This is a genomic window from Bradyrhizobium sp. UFLA06-24 (assembly GCF_054967145.1).
Genome location: NZ_JADFUE010000033.1, coordinates 1 through 15,567 on the forward strand (window position 1 = coordinate 1; position 15,567 = coordinate 15,567).

Below are 15,567 nucleotides of genomic sequence, written 5' to 3' on the forward strand. Positions count from 1 at the left end.
ATAATGTTACGCATGGCAGGCGCTCGGCTTCCCAAAGGTTGCGCGAAACATAGCGGCCAAAGCCTGGATGTCAAGGCAATGCGGCTGTTCCCGCGCGATTTTAGCAGTGTAGCGGCGTTCCCGGGGTTCGGCGAGAGGTAAAATCGAGCAAGCCCGGCACAAAAGCGTCTCAGCCGGGAGCCCGGGCCGTGACGGCCGCCGCCAGCCATCCCCTCGCCTCCTCCGGCTTCACCCATTCGAACTCCGGCAATTGGTGCCTGAACCACGTGAATTGCCGCTTGGCATAGTGGCGGGTATCGGCGCGACCGATCGTGGCCGCCTCTCCCAGGCTGAGTTCACCGCGGAAATGCCGGATCAGGGCCGGCACGCCATGGGCCTTCATGGCCGGCAGCAGCGGGGCGAGGCCGCGGGCGGCGAGCCGCTCGACCTCATCAAGGGCCCCCGCGCCCAGCATGGCGCCAAATCGGGCGTCGATGCGGGCATAGAGTTCGTCGCGTTCGGGAGCGAGAAACACGGCGCGAAAACTGTCCTTCGGCAAAAGCGGCGGCTGCCCCTCATGGTGCCAGTCGAGCAGCGAACGGCCGGTCGCCTCGATCACTTCGAGCGCACGCGCGATCCGCGTGCGGTCGCGCAAGTTCAATCGCTCGGCCGCACGCGGGTCGCGGGTTGCCAGTTCCGCATGTAGCGCCTCGACGCCGTTCCGCTCCAGGCGCGCGCGAACGCCTTCGCGCACCTCTACCGGGATCGGCGGCACCACCGAAAGACCTGCTGTCAGCGCCTTGAAATACAGCCCGGTGCCGCCGATGAAGATCGGCAGACGGCCCCCGGCCTTCGCTTCTTCCAGCGCTTTCGCAGCATCAACCACCCAGGCCCCCGCCGAGAAATTCACCGCCGCATCGACATAGCCATAGAGGCGGTGCGGGACGCGCGCCTCCTCATCCGGCGTCGGACGCGCGGTGATGATGCGGAGGTCACGATAGACCTGCATCGAATCGGCATTGATGACGACGCCGTCTGCGCGCGAGGCAAGCTCCAGCGCCAGCGCCGACTTGCCGCTGGCGGTCGGGCCTGCGATAAGCACGGCCTTGATCGGATGCCCCTCGCTCACGAAAACCTCAAATGTCCCTTGTCGCCACGTTGATCTGCAATCCCGCCAATCCCGCGCTCGATTCCACCATCGTCGACGGCGCCCGCGCCGTGCTGCCGAAGGCGCAACCGGCGCACTGGCTGTTCGACGGGGTTGCGGTCGACATTCCGTTCGGCGCCGACAGTAACCTCGAAAGCGACCGTCACGCCATCGAACAGCGGCTCCGCGAGCTTCGCGGCGACCTGCCGATCGACATCGTCGTGCAGCCTGCCGGCTTCCGGCGCAAGAAGCTTTTTCTTGCCGACATGGATTCCACCATGATTGGCCAGGAATGCATCGACGAGCTTGCCGATCTCGTCGGGATGAAGGCCCACGTGGCCGCCATCACCGAACGCGCCATGCGTGGCGAGATCGAGTTCGAACCGGCATTGCGCGAGCGCGTCGCGCTGCTGAAAGACCTCCCCGCCGGCGTCGTCGACGAAGTGCTGGCCAAGCGCATCACGCTGACCCCCGGCGGCCGCGAATTGGTCGCGACCATGCGCGCCCACGGCGCCTATACCTGTCTCGTCTCCGGCGGCTTCACGCTGTTCACCAGCGCGGTCGCCGCCAAGATCGGTTTCCAGGAAAATCGCGCCAACGAGCTCGTCGTGCGCGACGGCAAATTCACCGGCGAGGTCAAGGAGCCGATCCTGGGCCGTGCGGCCAAGCTCGCGACGCTGGTGGATCTGATGGAATCGTTCGATCTCGACGATGTCGACTCGGTGGTCGTCGGCGACGGCGCCAATGATCTGGCGATGATTCAGGCGGCGGGGCTCGGCGTGGCTTATCACGCCAAGCCGGCGGTCGCGGCGGCAGCAGCCGCGCGGATCGATCATGGCGATCTCACCGCACTGCTGTATGCGCAAGGATATCGGCGCGACGAGTTCGTGGAGGCGTAGCCTTTGTTGCCCCACTGCGGCGCCGCAGGCTGGGCAAAGGCGCCCGTGCACCGTGCCCACCATTCTTCGCGATAGTGAAAGGTGGTGGGCACGCTTCGCTTTGCCCACCCTACGGGATTTGCGCCTGCGACTACTGCACGCTCAGCGCCACGAACCGCAGCTCGCCGTCACCATTGGACACGAGCAGCAGCGCCGACTTCTTGCCGTCCTTCTTGATCTGGTCGATCCGCTTCTGGACGTCGGCACCGCTCGAGACGGCCTCCTGCGCGACCTCGACGATGACGTCGCCGGCGGAGAGTCGCTTCTCGGCGGCATCCGAATTGGCGTCGACATTGGTGACGACCACGCCCTTGACACTGTCCTTGATCTTGTAGCGCGCGCGCAGATCCTTGTTCAGCACCGCGAGATCGAGGCCGAGCGCCTTCTGCGTCACCGGCTTCTCCGGCGGAGGCTCATCGCTCTTCACCGCCGCCTGCACCTTGTCCGGATCCTGCAGGCGGCCGAGCGTGACCTTCTTGGTCTGCTCCTCGCCCTTGCGGATGATGACGACGTCGACCTCCTTGCCGACCGCGGTGTCGGCGACGACGCGGGACAGGTCCTTCGGGTCCTTGACGTCCTTGCCGTCGAACTTGACGACAACGTCGCCGGGCTCGATGCCGGCGGGCTTGGCCGGGCCCTTATCGTCGACGCCGGCGACCAGCGCGCCGCGCGCCGGCTTGACGTTGAGGCTCTCGGCGATTTCGTCGGTGACGCTCTGGATCCGCACGCCGAGCCAGCCGCGACGCAATTCGCCGAACTGGCGGAGCTGGTCGACGACGCCAGCGACTGTCTTCGACGGCACGGCGAAGCCGATGCCGATCGAGCCGCCGGAGGGCGAGATGATCAAGGTGTTGACGCCGATGACGTCGCCTTCGAGGTTGAACAGCGGGCCGCCGGAATTGCCGCGATTGATGGCGGCATCGGTCTGGATGTAGCTGTCATAGGGCCCCGAGGAAATGTCGCGGTTCTTGGCCGAGACGATGCCCGCCGTCACCGTGCCGCCCAGACTGAACGGGTTGCCGATCGCGACCACCCAGTCACCCAAACGCAGCTTGTCGGAATCGCCGAACTTCACCGCAACGAGCGGCTTCGGCGGCTTGAACTTCAACACGGCGAGGTCGGTCTTCTTGTCGACACCGACCAGCTCGGCCTTGATCTTGGTGCCGTCGTTGAGAATGACGTTGATCTCGTCCGCGTCCGCAATGACGTGGTTGTTGGTCACGACGACGCCTGATGTGTCGATGATGAAGCCTGATCCGAGCGAGTTGGTCTTGCGCGGCGGGCCGCCGCCGTTGTCGCCGCCTTTGCCGCCGCCGGGACCCTTGCGGTTCTTGAAGAAGTCGTCGAAGAACTCCTCGAACGGCGAGCCGGGCGGCAGTTGCGGCATCGTGTTGCTGCCGCCGCCCTTGGCCTCGACGGTCTGCGACGTCGAGATATTGACGACCGCATCGATCACTTTCTCCGCGACGTCGGCGATGCCCTCCGGTCCGCGTGCATGTACCGGCGAGCCGAACACGCTGAAAGCACCGAGCGCGAGCGCGGCCAGCCCAAATCGCGCGTGTTGGCGCAAACGGGTCGGGACAATGGTGGCAGCGGTCATTGTGGTCTCCAGAGAAAAGGATTCGGCGTCAAGACTGCGCTCGAAGGGGGGCACGCGCAAGCGCGGAGCTTAACGGGCCTCAAGTCCGTCATAATACGGCGAAATCCGGCCTCTCGCCTTCACTTTGGCGTTGGCGCAGCGGCTAGATCGGACGTCGCATAACCCAGATCAGGATCAGGCCGGCCACAGCCGAACCGATCCCGACCGCCCGCAGGATGTTGTCCGGCGTGGCGATGGCGCTCTTCATGGCCTTGCGCATCCAGGACGGACTTGCCGCGAACATCAAGCCTTCGAGCACGAACAGGATGCCTAAGCCGATGAGGAAGTCGGCGAACGCAATGGACCTCATCGGAATGGAACCTCCCGTGGTGCTGTTCTTGGTTGGACGAAGGGCGGCGAAAGCCGCCGCCCCTGTCTAGCTTACGGCTTCGCCGGCGTCTCGGCTGGCGTCTTGCCGGACGGGTTACCAAAATACCGGAAGAAATCCGAGTCCGGCCGCAGCAGGTAGCGGGTGTCGTCCTTCTTCAGCCCGTTCTCATAAGCGGTCATCGACCGGTAGAAGGCGAAGAAGTCAGCATCCTTGCCATAGGCTTCGGCGAACAGGCGGTTGCGCTCGGCATCACCCACGCCGCGCGTCTGTTCGGCCTGAGAGTTCGCGTCGGCGATGATCACCGTGACATCGCGGTCGGCCTTCGACTTGATCTCCTGCGCCTTCTGGCCACCCTGCGCGCGGAACTCGGCTGCTTCGCGCTGGCGCTCGGACTTCATCCGGTCGTACACCGCCTGGCTGTTCTGCTCCGGCAGGTCGGCGCGCCGAATGCGGACGTCGACCACCTCGATGCCATAACCGTCAGCCTCGTGGTCGAGTTGGTCGCGGATGCGCCCCATCAACTTTTCGCGCTCGTCACGCACCACCGTAATGAAGCTGACCTCACCCAGCACGCGACGAAGCGCCGCGTTCAACAGCGAGGTGAGCTGGAGGTTCGCGGCCTGGATCGAGCCGACGCTCTGATAGAAGCGCAATGCGTCCTTGATGCGATAGCGGGCAAAGGCGTCGACCACGAGCCGCTTCTGATCGGAGGCAATGACCTCCTGCGACGGGTTCTCAAGATCGAGGATTCGCTTGTCGATGTTGATCACCGAGTTCCAGGGCGCCTTGAAGTGCAGCCCGGGATCGGTGACGACATCCACCGGCTTGCCGAATTGCAGCACGATGGTCTGCTCGGTCTGCTGCACCGTGAACAGCGACATATAGCCGACGATCACGACCAGAAGCGCCGCAAGCAGCGCGACAAAGCCTGTTACGGGAGACCTCATCGGCTGCCTCCGCTCGGCTGCTGTCCGGTCATCGTAGGCTTCTTGGCCGACAATTCATTGAGCGGCAGATAGGGCACGACGCCCTGGCCCGACGAGCTTCCGTCATAAATCAGCTTGTCCGAGCCGCCGAGCACGCGCTCCATCGTCTCCAGATAGATCCGTTCACGCGTCACGTCGGGCGCCTTCTTGTATTCCTCGTACACTTTCAGGAAGCGCGCGCTCTGGCCCTTGGCCTCGGCGACCGCCTGCTCCTTGTAGCCTTCGGCCGCTTGCAGGATCTGCGCAGCTTTGCCGCGGGCTTCAGGCACGACCTTGTTGGCATAGGTCTGCGCTTCGTTCTGCAGCTGCTCGAGATTGGCGCGCGCGGCCTGCACGTCGCGGAACGCATCGATCACCTGCGCGGGCGGGTCGACCTTCTGCATCTGCACCTGGGTGATCTGGATGCCGGCGCCGTAGCCGTCGAGCGTCTTCTGCATCAGGTCCTGCACGGTGGTCTCGGTCTGCGTCCGCGCCCCGGTCAGGATCGGCTGGATGTTGGAGCGGCCGATCACCTCGCGCATCGCGCTTTCGGCGACCGCCTTCACGGTGCCCTCGGGGTTCTGGATGTTGAACAGGAAGTTGCCGACGCCGTTGGGCTTGATGCGCCACAGCACGGTGAAGTCGACGTCGACGATGTTCTCGTCGCCGGTCAGCATCAGGCTCTCTTCAGGCACGTCACGGATCGAGCGGCCGCGGCGGGCCGGATCATCGATCAGTGTCATGCCGATTGAAATGGTGGAGACGCGCAGCGCCTTCGGCAGCAGCACGGTCTCGATCGGATAGGGCAGATGATAGTTCAGGCCCGGATCGACGGTGCGCACATGCTTGCCGAAGCGCAGCACGACGCCCTGCTCTTCGGACTGCACGCGGAAGAAGCCCGACAGCAGCCAGAGCGCGATGATGATGAGCAGGATCAGTGTGATGCCGATGCCGGAGAAATAGCCGCCCGGCATGATCTGCTGGAGCCGGTCCTGACCGCGCCGCAGAAGGTCTTCCAGATCCGGCGGCCTCGGCCCGACCGGTTGCGGGCCTGTGCCCCATGGTCCTTTCGGACCCGAGCCCCAAGGGCCACCGCCCTGATTCTTCCACGGCATTCGACGCTCTCCTCGGCAGACCGGGACTAGAACTTCAGCCGGCCCGCATTGTCCGGTCCGGCTTTATAGGGGACCGAAAGGGCCCTTACAACGCAAGCCTGACCGCCCTTCGAGCTAAGCTCGGAGGCAGAAAAGTCAATGTTAACATTGGTGAACGCGGTTAATGGGGTGATCGCCGACGATATGTCACATAGGAGTAGTCGGCGGTGTCGTCGGGGCCGGCCGGATGGCGAACACGCTCGGTCTCTCGCCACTGCGTCTTGTCGATGGCGAAATGCGTGTCGCCGTCGGGACGCGCATGCACTTCCGTGATCTCGAGGCGATCGGCACGATCGAGCCACTGACGGTAGATTTCGGCGCCGCCGATCACCGCAATCTCGGCGACCGAACGCCGCAGGGCGTCACCAAGCGCAACCGCTCCCGCGTCGGCTGCCGATGTCGTGACGATGGCGCCCGCGGCGCGATAGTCCGCGTCACGCGTGATGATGATGTTGGTGCGGTTCGGCAGCGGCCGGCGCCCGGGCAGGGATTCGAAGGTCTTGCGGCCCATGATGACGGGTTTGCCGACGGTGAGCGCCTTGAAGCGCGCCATATCGGATTTCAGCCGCCAGGGGATCGCATTGCCGGCGCCGATGACACCGTTCTCCGCGACCGCAACCACGAACACGATCTCCATCAGGATGCTCTCCCCGCAAGCCGAGTCAGCGCGGGACCGGAGACGCGGCACAGCGTCCAATCGTCCAGCATGACGGCGCCGAGCGATTTGTAGAATGCGATCGAAGGCGCGTTCCAGTCGAGCACGGCCCATTGCAGGCGCGGCCAGCCATTGTCGACGCATTCCTGGGCCAGATAGACCAGCAGCGCCTTGCCGAGACCCTTGCCGCGATGCGACGGCCGCACATACAAGTCTTCGAGATAGATGCCGTAGCGGCCGCTGAAGGTGGAGAAATTCAGAAACCAAACCGCAAAGCCGACCGGCTCGCCGTCCCAACAGGCGATCGCACAAAACAGCCTGGGATCGCTGCCGAACAAGGCCTCGGCAATGTCGGCTTCGCTCGCCTCGACCTCATGCGAGAGCTTTTCGTATTCGGCAAGCTCGCGGACGAAATCAAGGACGAGCCCGGCCTCGCCAGGACGTGCGCGGCGGATGCTGAGCGACATCGGCGCTAGACTGCGACTTCCGCCTTGATGTGCGGATGCGGATCGTAGCCGACGAGCTCGAAATCCTCGTAGCGGAAGGAGAAGATGTCCGTCACATCCGGATTGACCCGCATCACCGGCAAGGCGCGTGGCGCGCGCGTGAGCTGGAGTCGCGCCTGTTCCAGATGATTGGAATAGAGATGGGCGTCGCCAAACGAATGCACGAAGTCGCCGGGCTTCAGGCCGGTGACCTGCGCGACCATCATGGTGAGCAACGCGTAGGAAGCGATGTTGAAGGGCACACCGAGGAAGACGTCGGCCGAGCGCTGATAGAGCTGACAGGACAATCTGCCGTTCGCGACGTAGAACTGGAACAGGCAGTGGCAGGGTGGCAGCGCCATCTTCTCGACGTCGGCCGGATTCCAGGCCGTGACGATCAGGCGTCGCGAATCCGGATTGCGCTTGATCATGTCGACGACGTTGGCGATCTGGTCGATGCTGCGTCCGTCCGGCGCCGGCCAGGAGCGCCATTGATGGCCGTAGACCGGCCCCAGATCGCCATTGGCGTCGGCCCATTCGTCCCAGATGGTGACGCCGTTGTCGCGCAGATATTTGATGTTGGTGTCGCCCTTCAGGAACCACAACAGCTCGTGCACGATCGCCTTCAGCGGCAGCCGCTTGGTCGTCAGCATCGGAAAACCGGCGGACAGATTGAAGCGCATCTGATGGCCGAACACCGACAGCGTGCCGGTACCTGTCCGGTCGGTCTTCTCGGCGCCGTCTGAAAGAATCCGCTCGAGCAGGTCCTGATATTGGTGCATGTGCCCAAACCTTTAGAAACACGGCAGCCTTTGGGGAGGCGGCGAACTTAACGGCCGCCCTTGCGCTGCGACAGCATCGATTCGCTGCCTTCACCGATTATACCCGGAAAAGTGAGAGCTCCCGGCGCAAACGACAAGGGGCGGAACTCGCGTCCCGCCCCTTTGCCTATCGCTTTGAAAGTACTTCCCAAGTTGCTTTTGACCATGGCTGGCCGACGCAGGCCGGGCCGCGATCAGTTCTCGGATTCGGTGAACACCTCGTCGCGCTTGGCGCGCAGCACCGGCAGCACCGTGAGCACCAGCAGGAAAGCCGCAATCGCGAGCAGCACCGCCGAGAGCGGACGGGTCAGGAACACGCTCCAGTCACCGCGCGAGATCAGCAGCGCGCGGCGCAGGTTCTCTTCCATTAGCGGTCCGAGCACCATGCCGAGCAGCAGCGGCGCCGGCTCGAAATCGTGCTTGATCAGCCAGTAGCCGACCAGGCCGAACACGCCCGCAAGGATGACGTCGACCGGCGCGTTGTTCACCGAGTAGATGCCGATCGCGCAGAAGATCACGATCGAGGGGAACATCAGCCTATACGGCACGCGCAACAGGCGCACCCAGATGCCGACCAGCGGCAGGTTGATGATGATCAGCATCAGATTGCCGATCCACATCGAGGCGATCATGCCCCAGACCAGGTCCGGCTGCTTCTGCATCACCTGCGGGCCGGGGACGATGCCGTGAATGGTCATCGCGCCCACCATCAGCGCCATCACCGCGTTCGGTGGGATGCCGAGGGTGAGTAGCGGGATGAAGGAGGTTTGCGCCGCAGCGTTGTTGGCGCTTTCCGGCGCCGCCACGCCCTCGATCGCGCCGCGGCCGAACCGCGACGGGTTCTTGGCCAGCTTCTTCTCGAGCGTATAGGCCGCGAACGAGGCGATCACCGCGCCGCCGCCCGGGAGGATGCCGAGGATCGAGCCGAGCACGGTGCCGCGTCCGATCGCGGGCGCCGAGTCGATCAGGTCCTTCCTGGTCGGCATCAGGCCGGTGATCTTCTGCTGCACGAGATCGCGGTTCATCTCGGCGCCGGCGTCGAGATTGCGGATGATCTCGGCAAAGCCGAACACGCCCATCGCCACCGTCGCAAAGCCGAGACCGTCGGCAAGCTCCGGAATGTTGAAGGCCATGCGCGAGGCACCGGTCTCGATGTCGGAGCCCACCATCGACAGCAGCAGGCCGAACACGATCATCGCGATCGCCTTCAGCACCGAGCCCTTGGCGAGCACCACCGCGAAGATCAGGCCGAGCACCATCAGCGAGAAATATTCCGCCGGACCGAACGCGAGCGCCAACTTGGTCAGCGGCGCGCCGAGCACGGCGATGAGCACGGTCGCGACGCAGCCGGCGAAGAACGAGCCGATCGCGGCGATCGCCAGCGCCGGACCGGCACGGCCCTGCTTGGCCATCGCGTGGCCGTCGATGGCGGTGACGACCGATGTCGCTTCGCCTGGAATGTTGACTAGGATCGACGTGGTCGAGCCGCCATACTGGGCACCGTAATAGATACCTGCGAGCATGATCAGCGCACCCACCGGCGGCAGACCGAAGGTGATCGGCAGCAGCATCGCGACCGTGGCGATGGTGCCGATGCCCGGCAGCACGCCGACCAGCGTGCCGACGAGCGCGCCGATCAGGCACATCAGAAGGTTGATTGGAGAGAAGGCGACGGCAAAACCGTGGGCGAGGTTGGCAAAGAGCTCCATGACAGCCTCACTGAGCCAGGAATCGCGGGAACATCGGCATCGGCAAGCCGAGCACGTAGGGGAACAACAGCGCGCAGCCGACCGTCAGGCAAGCGCCGACGATGGCGGCCTCCACCCAGCGCGTTTCATGCGATCCGAGAGCGGCGATCATAAAGCTTACGAAGGCCGAGACCACGAGGCCCAGCGGCCGGATCGCCAGCGCAAAAAACAAGATCGCGCACATCACGAACAGCGGCCCGCGCCAGGAATAATGAGCGAGCGCCGGCCCCTCGTTCAAAAGACCGGTCAAGGCGATACCGGCGGACAACGCCACCAGCAGTCCGCCGAACATCCGCGGTGCGGTGCCGGCACCGAAGGAGAAGCCGCGCATGCCCTGCAAATCGCTCGAAGCCCACAGCGCGAACAGTGCAAGGGCCATCAGGATGACGCCCCCGATATAGTCCTGGCCCGACCTGATCGTCATGAACAGCGTCACGATCGCCACCGCAAACAGCGGGTAGGAATAGATCAGCGCGAGCAGCACATCCGATGAAGTCTTCTTGGTCTCACCGCCGACCGCGCCGAGCAGAGCGGCGGGACCGCCCGCAACCAGCGCCGTGGCATGGCTGATCAGGACCGTAGCCGGACCGCGTCCCGCACCCCAGCCGAAGATCGTTCCGATCGACCAGATGAATTCGAAAATCTGGGGCGCAAGCGCCAATAGACAGAAGCCGAGCGCCACCGAGGTGTTTCGGGTGACTGTCGCCGAGTGGCCCATCGTATCGGCCATGCTTGTCTCCTCCGCGACCCGCAAGTCACGAGCACTGTTGTTCTAAATCGGCTGGAACTGGATACCCGCCCGGATCACTGCCTAGCGATTTTCATCACACAATGCCAGCAAAACCCAACAGTCCTCCTGTGAGCAGAAGCCACAATGGATTGACACGCGAGATCGAGGCGATCAGCGCAACCATCGCGGTCAGAAGCAGTGCAGCAATGCTGCGATCTGTCGACTGGGCCAGGATCAGAGCGCTGGCTGCCATCAATCCAATCGAGAGCGGAACCAGTGCAGCCTGAATCAGGCCGGGCCAGCGGGACTGGCTCGGCCGATTCAAGAGTCGGCTGACACAATAGGCAAGCAGCGCCGTGGGCAGGCACATCGCCAGCGTTGCCGCCAGCGCGCCAGGGACGCCGGCCACGGCATAGCCGATTAACGTGACGATAAGCACGTTGGGACCCGGCGAGAGTTGCGCGATCGCATAGGCGTCGGTGAACTGCTTGTCGGTCATCCAGTGGTGCACATCGACGGCGATGCGATGCATCTCGGGCACGGCGGCGGCTGCGCCGCCGACCGCGAACAGCGACATCAGACCAAAGGTGGAGATCAGCGACCAGATCGGGTTCTCGCTGCTCATGCTGCTACCTTCCGTCGCATCACATAGGTGATGCCGATGCTGAGCGGGATCGCGACAAGGAGCATTGCCTGCAGTGGCAGGCGCAGCACGCCGATGGCCAGGAACACGCCCAGCATCAGGATGAGCACCATGATCTCCATTCGCTTGAGCAGCGGCGTCATCATCCGGAAGACCACCGCGATCAAGAGGCCGACCGCGGCGCAAGAGATGCCTGCGAGACTGCGACGGAGCACCTCCACATCGCCGAACCGGGCGTAGATGATCGCGAGCACAGCCATGATCAGCGTTGGCGGCAGCAGCAATCCGGTGAAGGCGGCGAGGCCACCGGCAATCCCGCGCAGCCGCGACCCGAACACCATCGACAGATTGACGATGTTGGGCCCCGGCAGGAAATGGCAGAGCGCAAAGGTTTCGTTGAACTCGTCCGCCGTCATCCAGCAGTGCTGCTCGACGATGGCGCGCCGGGCAAAGACCAGGACGCCGCCAAAGCCGGCCAGCGACATCCGGGCAAAGGCCAGGAATAGCGCGAGCAGGCCGGGCGACGGGACGCGAGCGGCAGGGATAGCCGGCGCCTGATCCGGCTCTTGCATGGCCGGTGCTGAATCCGTGGACATGTCAGGAGCTTAGAACGCGGCCCGCGATGCGACCAAGATCGTGCCTTGGGCCGTCCCCGACCTATCCAAAGGGAACCGCGCCCTGCCCACTCGAAACCCCTGTTTTTTGAAACCTTTGCCCCCTATATTGGGGGTGCCGGTTCGCCGGCTATGGAAATAAACGGTCGTCGCAATAAACCATTCGGACCCGGGGGCGGTACCCGGCGCCTCCACCAAAGCCCACTTGCGGGCTACCTCCAAAGCGGGCTTTGGCGGGGGCGAAATAGGATCGACGAGGGCGTAAAGGGCGTGCTTTTTCCCGGTATTGTTCCGCCGTTATCGGGCTACTGCAATAGTTGCCAACGACAACTTTGCTCCGGTTGCTCAGGCTGCGTAACGCAGTTTGAAAGACCACTTTAAAGTCCTAACGGGTTAAGCTCCGTTAGGCGGGGTTCGGAGGCACCTGGCAACAGAAGCCTCCACTTACCTCTGATTTCCTTCCCGGCGGGGACTCCTGCTGACCTCTCAGGCGCGATACTATCGCAGCTTGGCGAGTCGGACCGCGGGTCCGGCTTCGGGATGCAACAGGACCACCATGGCGACCGACCATATCCGATACGATGTGCTGGCCCGCGACGCATTGCGCGGCGTGCTGCGCAAGGTGCTGACCGACGCCGCGGCCCATGGCCTGCCGGGCGAACACCATTTCTTCATCACCTTCGTATCGAAGGCCGAGGGCGTGAAGCTGTCGCCGCGGCTCCTGGCGCAGTATCCGGAAGAGATGACGATCATCCTGCAGCACCAGTTCTGGGACTTGACCGTGCTCGAAGACCGCTTCGAGGTCGGCCTCTCCTTCGGCGGCATCCCCGAGCGGCTGGTCGTGCCATTCAGCGCCATCAAGAGCTTTCTCGACCCCTCCGTGAAATTCGGCCTCCAATTCGATACGTCAGATGTGACCGAGGTCGCGGGCGAGAACTTGCCGGCGGCGCCTGCTACGTCCGCGGTCGCGGTGCCGGCGCCCGCCACCGAGGCGGCGGAGAGCACGGACGAGCCGCCACCGCCGAACCAGGGCGGCGCCGAAGTTGTCCGACTCGACCGTTTCCGCAAGAAATGATCTAGCCTGGGCGCGAAGCCATCGCGCCCCGCCAAACTCCCTATATAGATGAGCACGAAAGCCGCGCGGAATTCCGCACGGCAGAATGGATGTGCTCATGGCCAAAGCTGCCCGCGCGAAGACCGCCCGCCCCGCGACACGCACCGAGACCGACAGTTTCGGTCCCATCGAGGTCCCCGCCGATCGCTATTGGGGGGCGCAGACCGAGCGCTCGCGGCAGAATTTCCGCATCGGCAGCGATCGCATGCCGATCTCGCTCGTGCACGCGCTCGGCATCGTCAAGCTCGCGGCCGCACGGACCAACCTCGAACTCGGTCTGCTCGACAAACGCCGCGCCACCGCCATCATCCGCGCCGCGCACGAGGTGATCGAGGGCAAGCTCGACGATCACTTTCCGCTGGTCGTGTGGCAGACCGGCTCGGGCACCCAAAGCAACATGAACCTCAACGAGGTCATCGCCAACCGCGCCAACGAGCTGCTCGGCGGCGAACTCGGTGCCAAGAAGCCGGTGCATCCCAACGACCACGTCAACATGAGCCAGTCGTCGAACGACTCCTTCCCGACCGCGATGCACATTGCTGCCGCAAACCGCATCAATGCCGATCTCGTTCCCGCCCTCGGTGAGCTGCACCGCGCGCTACGCAAGAAGGAGAAGGAGTTCGCGAAGATCGTGAAGATCGGCCGCACCCACACCCAGGATGCGACGCCGCTGACGCTAGGCCAGGAATTTTCCGGCTATGCCGCCCAAGTCGAAAGCGGCATCGCGCGACTGAAGGTCGCGGTGAAAGAGCTCTATCCGCTGGCCCAGGGCGGCACCGCCGTCGGCACCGGCCTCAACTCCAAGCCGCGCTTCGCCAAGCTGTTCGCCAAGCACGTCGCCAAGATCACCAAGCTGCCCTTCACTAGCGCCGCCAACAAATTCGAGGCGCTGGCATCGAACGATGCCTACGTGCTTGCGCATGGCGCCATCAATTCCGTCGCCACAGGCCTGTTCAAGGTCGCCAACGATATCCGCCTGCTCGGATCGGGCCCGCGCTCGGGTCTCGGCGAGTTGATCCTGCCGGAGAACGAGCCGGGCTCGTCGATCATGCCGGGCAAGGTCAATCCGACGCAGTGCGAAGCGATGACCATGGTGTGCTGCCAGATCTTCGGCAATCATACCGCGATCACGGTCGCGGGCAGCCAGGGCCATTTCGAGCTCAACGTCTACAAGCCCGTGCTCGCCTATAACATGCTGCACTCGATCCGCCTGATGGCGGATGCGGCGCGCTCCTTCACCGAACATTGTGTCAGCGGCATCCGCGCCGACGAGAAGCGCATCAAGGAGTTGATGCAGCGCTCGCTGATGCTGGTGACGGCGCTGGCGCCGAAGATCGGCTACGACAACGCGGCCAAGGTCGCCAAGACCGCGCACGCCAACGGCACCACGCTGAAGGAGGAGGCGCTGCGGCTCGGCTTCGTCTCGGCCGACGAGTTCGATCGCCTGGTCCGCCCGGAGAAGATGACAAGCCCGGGCTAGACTTCCGAATTCCGATAGCCATCCGTAATGATACGGAACCCCCGGCGCGCAGAAATATGCGACTTTGGGGACGGGATTTGATTACCGTCAATGTTGCGGCAGGACGGCGTGTTACGCAGCCTTTCCGCCCCTCCACCGGGTGAAATTCATCGTTTGGTGGCCCCAGGGGCCGATTGACGAGGATGAGCGAATGACGATCAACTCTTTTGGGGCGCAAAGCGGCCCCCTGTTAGTTTCATCCTGCCTGGAAAGGATCGGATGATGGAGACGCGGCATGGGGAACGTCATCAACCTGAATCGTTTCAGGAAGCGCGCCGAGCGGGAAGCCTCGGCGAAGCAGGCGGACGCCAACCGAACGAAGTTCGGCCGCACGAAAGCCGAGCGATCGGCGGCGGAGAAGCAGGCGGACCAGGCGAAGGCGCATCTGGACCAGCATCGGATCGATCGCGAGGAGCAGCCATGAAGTCGCCCGTCGTAAAACGGTCGATTGTCGTCGCCGGCCACAAGACCAGCGTCAGCCTGGAAGAGGCGTTCTGGAACGGCATGAAGGAAATCTCGGGCCTGCGCAACATGACGCTGTCCGAGCTCGTCGGCGAGATCGACGGCGCGCGCCAGCAGGGCAATTTGTCCTCGGCGATCCGTCTGTTCGTGCTCGATTACTTCAAGAGCCGCGCCATGGCCGCCATGCAGCCGGACAAGGTCCCGGCGCAGTAGCGCCGGGCACGCCGCCCACGGCTTCGTGATCCGCACTTTAAAATCGCTCTAAGGTGCAGTTTCAGCGGGGGCGCGCGCTTGACCTCAATGCCCTGCATTGAAAATACAGGGCATGACCAACATCCATGACATGCGCCGCGAGATGCCGCTGGGCCTGGCCCAGCGCGGCTATACCGGCGTCATTCAGCACCTCTCCGCCAAGGACGCGGGATCGGCGCTCTCGGACATCGAGCTCGAGAGCCGGCTGATCGAACTCGGCTTCGTCGAGGGCGCCCGGGTCGAGGTCCTGCACGAGGGGCTGGTCGGGCGCGATCCGATCGCCGTGCGGGTCGACAACATCACCATCGCGGTGCGCCGTCGCGAGGCCATGGCCATCATCGTCGCCTGAGATCGCGGCCGGATATCTGATC

18 protein-coding genes and 1 other RNA gene are annotated in these 15,567 nt (G+C 64.0%); 7 read left to right on the forward strand and 12 right to left on the reverse strand.

Features of this window, described 5'->3' with window-relative positions; all coding sequences use genetic code 11:
* Positions 1-169 precede the first annotated feature (169 nt).
* Entirely contained in the window at positions 170-1,108 is a 939-nt protein-coding gene (miaA, locus tag IF809_RS24060; protein WP_462838739.1) for a tRNA (adenosine(37)-N6)-dimethylallyltransferase MiaA, read from the reverse strand.
* An 11-nt stretch (positions 1,109-1,119) separates the two neighbouring features.
* On the opposite strand from miaA, the gene serB reads away from it, so the two are divergent.
* A complete protein-coding gene (gene serB / locus IF809_RS24065; protein WP_453996105.1) occupies positions 1,120-2,025 on the forward strand; it encodes a phosphoserine phosphatase SerB in 906 nt (301 codons plus the stop codon).
* A 130-nt stretch (positions 2,026-2,155) separates the two neighbouring features.
* On the opposite strand, the gene IF809_RS24070 is transcribed toward serB, so the two are convergent.
* The 11 genes from IF809_RS24070 to IF809_RS24120 all read right to left on the reverse strand — a co-directional run bounded on the left by IF809_RS24070 (position 2,156) and on the right by IF809_RS24120 (position 11,831).
* Positions 2,156-3,664, reverse strand: a complete 1,509-nt coding sequence (locus tag IF809_RS24070; RefSeq protein WP_128964772.1) for a Do family serine endopeptidase — start codon at positions 3,662-3,664, stop codon at positions 2,156-2,158.
* Between the two features lie 142 nt (positions 3,665-3,806).
* On the reverse strand, positions 3,807-4,013 hold the full coding sequence (locus IF809_RS24075) for a DUF2065 domain-containing protein (protein ID WP_128964771.1): 207 nt from the start codon (positions 4,011-4,013) through the stop codon (positions 3,807-3,809).
* 71 nt (positions 4,014-4,084) lie between these two features.
* Positions 4,085-4,981 carry a protease modulator HflC gene (gene hflC / locus IF809_RS24080; RefSeq protein ID WP_128964770.1) on the reverse strand — a complete coding sequence of 299 codons (897 nt, stop codon included), beginning with the start codon at positions 4,979-4,981 and terminating at the stop codon, positions 4,085-4,087.
* Entirely contained in the window at positions 4,978-6,114 is a 1,137-nt protein-coding gene (gene hflK / locus IF809_RS24085) for an FtsH protease activity modulator HflK (protein ID WP_128964769.1), read from the reverse strand. Before hflK ends, hflC begins: the two co-directional genes overlap by 4 nt.
* Before the next feature lie 160 nt (positions 6,115-6,274).
* Positions 6,275-6,790: a dihydrofolate reductase gene (locus tag IF809_RS24090; RefSeq protein WP_462838740.1), complete on the reverse strand. Its 516-nt coding sequence runs from the start codon at positions 6,788-6,790 to the stop codon at positions 6,275-6,277.
* A complete protein-coding gene (locus IF809_RS24095; protein ID WP_462838741.1) occupies positions 6,790-7,275 on the reverse strand; it encodes an N-acetyltransferase family protein in 486 nt (161 codons plus the stop codon). Before IF809_RS24095 ends, IF809_RS24090 begins: the two co-directional genes overlap by 1 nt.
* 5 nt (positions 7,276-7,280) lie before the next feature.
* Positions 7,281-8,075 (reverse strand): thymidylate synthase, encoded by a 795-nt coding sequence (locus tag IF809_RS24100; protein ID WP_462838742.1) that lies wholly within the window; start codon positions 8,073-8,075, stop codon positions 7,281-7,283.
* Positions 8,076-8,308: 233 nt separating this feature from the next.
* A complete protein-coding gene (locus IF809_RS24105; RefSeq protein ID WP_128964765.1) occupies positions 8,309-9,823 on the reverse strand; it encodes a tripartite tricarboxylate transporter permease in 1,515 nt (504 codons plus the stop codon).
* Positions 9,824-9,830: 7 nt separating this feature from the next.
* Complete coding sequence (locus IF809_RS24110; RefSeq protein WP_128964764.1) at positions 9,831-10,592, reverse strand: tripartite tricarboxylate transporter TctB family protein; 762 nt, start codon at positions 10,590-10,592, stop codon at positions 9,831-9,833.
* Positions 10,593-10,686: 94 nt separating this feature from the next.
* A complete protein-coding gene (locus IF809_RS24115) occupies positions 10,687-11,217 on the reverse strand; it encodes a chromate transporter (protein ID WP_462838743.1) in 531 nt (176 codons plus the stop codon).
* A complete protein-coding gene (locus tag IF809_RS24120; RefSeq protein WP_462838744.1) occupies positions 11,214-11,831 on the reverse strand; it encodes a chromate transporter in 618 nt (205 codons plus the stop codon). Before IF809_RS24120 ends, IF809_RS24115 begins: the two co-directional genes overlap by 4 nt.
* 96 nt (positions 11,832-11,927) lie before the next feature.
* Between IF809_RS24120 and ssrA the strand changes: the two genes are divergently transcribed.
* The 6 genes from ssrA to IF809_RS24150 all read left to right on the forward strand — a co-directional run bounded on the left by ssrA (position 11,928) and on the right by IF809_RS24150 (position 15,545).
* Positions 11,928-12,294: a transfer-messenger RNA gene (gene ssrA, locus IF809_RS24125) on the forward strand.
* 111 nt (positions 12,295-12,405) lie between these two features.
* On the forward strand, positions 12,406-12,924 hold the full coding sequence (locus IF809_RS24130) for an SspB family protein (RefSeq protein WP_128964761.1): 519 nt from the start codon (positions 12,406-12,408) through the stop codon (positions 12,922-12,924).
* A gap of 85 nt (positions 12,925-13,009) precedes the next feature.
* The gene (gene fumC, locus IF809_RS24135; protein WP_128964760.1) at positions 13,010-14,443 is read left to right on the forward strand and encodes a class II fumarate hydratase; all 1,434 of its coding nucleotides are present in this window, start codon (positions 13,010-13,012) and stop codon (positions 14,441-14,443) included.
* A 274-nt stretch (positions 14,444-14,717) separates the two neighbouring features.
* Positions 14,718-14,906, forward strand: coding sequence for a DUF4169 family protein (locus tag IF809_RS24140; protein WP_453982462.1), 189 nt, complete (start codon positions 14,718-14,720; stop codon positions 14,904-14,906).
* A complete protein-coding gene (locus IF809_RS24145) occupies positions 14,903-15,157 on the forward strand; it encodes a ribbon-helix-helix domain-containing protein (protein WP_128950354.1) in 255 nt (84 codons plus the stop codon). Before IF809_RS24140 ends, IF809_RS24145 begins: the two co-directional genes overlap by 4 nt.
* A 112-nt stretch (positions 15,158-15,269) precedes the next feature.
* Entirely contained in the window at positions 15,270-15,545 is a 276-nt protein-coding gene (locus tag IF809_RS24150; protein ID WP_453982461.1) for a FeoA family protein, read from the forward strand.
* The last annotated feature ends 22 nt before the right edge of the window (positions 15,546-15,567 follow it).

What these genes read in the sequence shown, in the direction of transcription:
- IF809_RS24150 (WP_453982461.1), top strand. Translation starts at nt 15,270, where the DNA reads ATGACCAACATCCATGACATGCGCCGCGAGATGCCGCTGGGCCTGGCC.
- IF809_RS24095 (WP_462838741.1), bottom strand. Translation starts at nt 7,275, where the DNA reads ATGTCGCTCAGCATCCGCCGCGCACGTCCTGGCGAGGCCGGGCTCGTC.
- fumC (WP_128964760.1), top strand. Translation starts at nt 13,010, where the DNA reads ATGGATGTGCTCATGGCCAAAGCTGCCCGCGCGAAGACCGCCCGCCCC.
- IF809_RS24115 (WP_462838743.1), bottom strand. Translation starts at nt 11,217, where the DNA reads ATGAGCAGCGAGAACCCGATCTGGTCGCTGATCTCCACCTTTGGTCTG.
- IF809_RS24130 (WP_128964761.1), top strand. Translation starts at nt 12,406, where the DNA reads ATGGCGACCGACCATATCCGATACGATGTGCTGGCCCGCGACGCATTG.
- IF809_RS24120 (WP_462838744.1), bottom strand. Translation starts at nt 11,831, where the DNA reads ATGTCCACGGATTCAGCACCGGCCATGCAAGAGCCGGATCAGGCGCCG.
- IF809_RS24090 (WP_462838740.1), bottom strand. Translation starts at nt 6,790, where the DNA reads ATGGAGATCGTGTTCGTGGTTGCGGTCGCGGAGAACGGTGTCATCGGC.
- IF809_RS24140 (WP_453982462.1), top strand. Translation starts at nt 14,718, where the DNA reads ATGGGGAACGTCATCAACCTGAATCGTTTCAGGAAGCGCGCCGAGCGG.
- IF809_RS24100 (WP_462838742.1), bottom strand. Translation starts at nt 8,075, where the DNA reads ATGCACCAATATCAGGACCTGCTCGAGCGGATTCTTTCAGACGGCGCC.
- IF809_RS24110 (WP_128964764.1), bottom strand. Translation starts at nt 10,592, where the DNA reads ATGGCCGATACGATGGGCCACTCGGCGACAGTCACCCGAAACACCTCG.
- IF809_RS24070 (WP_128964772.1), bottom strand. Translation starts at nt 3,664, where the DNA reads ATGACCGCTGCCACCATTGTCCCGACCCGTTTGCGCCAACACGCGCGA.
- hflC (WP_128964770.1), bottom strand. Translation starts at nt 4,981, where the DNA reads ATGAGGTCTCCCGTAACAGGCTTTGTCGCGCTGCTTGCGGCGCTTCTG.
- IF809_RS24145 (WP_128950354.1), top strand. Translation starts at nt 14,903, where the DNA reads ATGAAGTCGCCCGTCGTAAAACGGTCGATTGTCGTCGCCGGCCACAAG.
- serB (WP_453996105.1), top strand. Translation starts at nt 1,120, where the DNA reads ATGTCCCTTGTCGCCACGTTGATCTGCAATCCCGCCAATCCCGCGCTC.
- IF809_RS24075 (WP_128964771.1), bottom strand. Translation starts at nt 4,013, where the DNA reads ATGAGGTCCATTGCGTTCGCCGACTTCCTCATCGGCTTAGGCATCCTG.
- hflK (WP_128964769.1), bottom strand. Translation starts at nt 6,114, where the DNA reads ATGCCGTGGAAGAATCAGGGCGGTGGCCCTTGGGGCTCGGGTCCGAAA.
- IF809_RS24105 (WP_128964765.1), bottom strand. Translation starts at nt 9,823, where the DNA reads ATGGAGCTCTTTGCCAACCTCGCCCACGGTTTTGCCGTCGCCTTCTCT.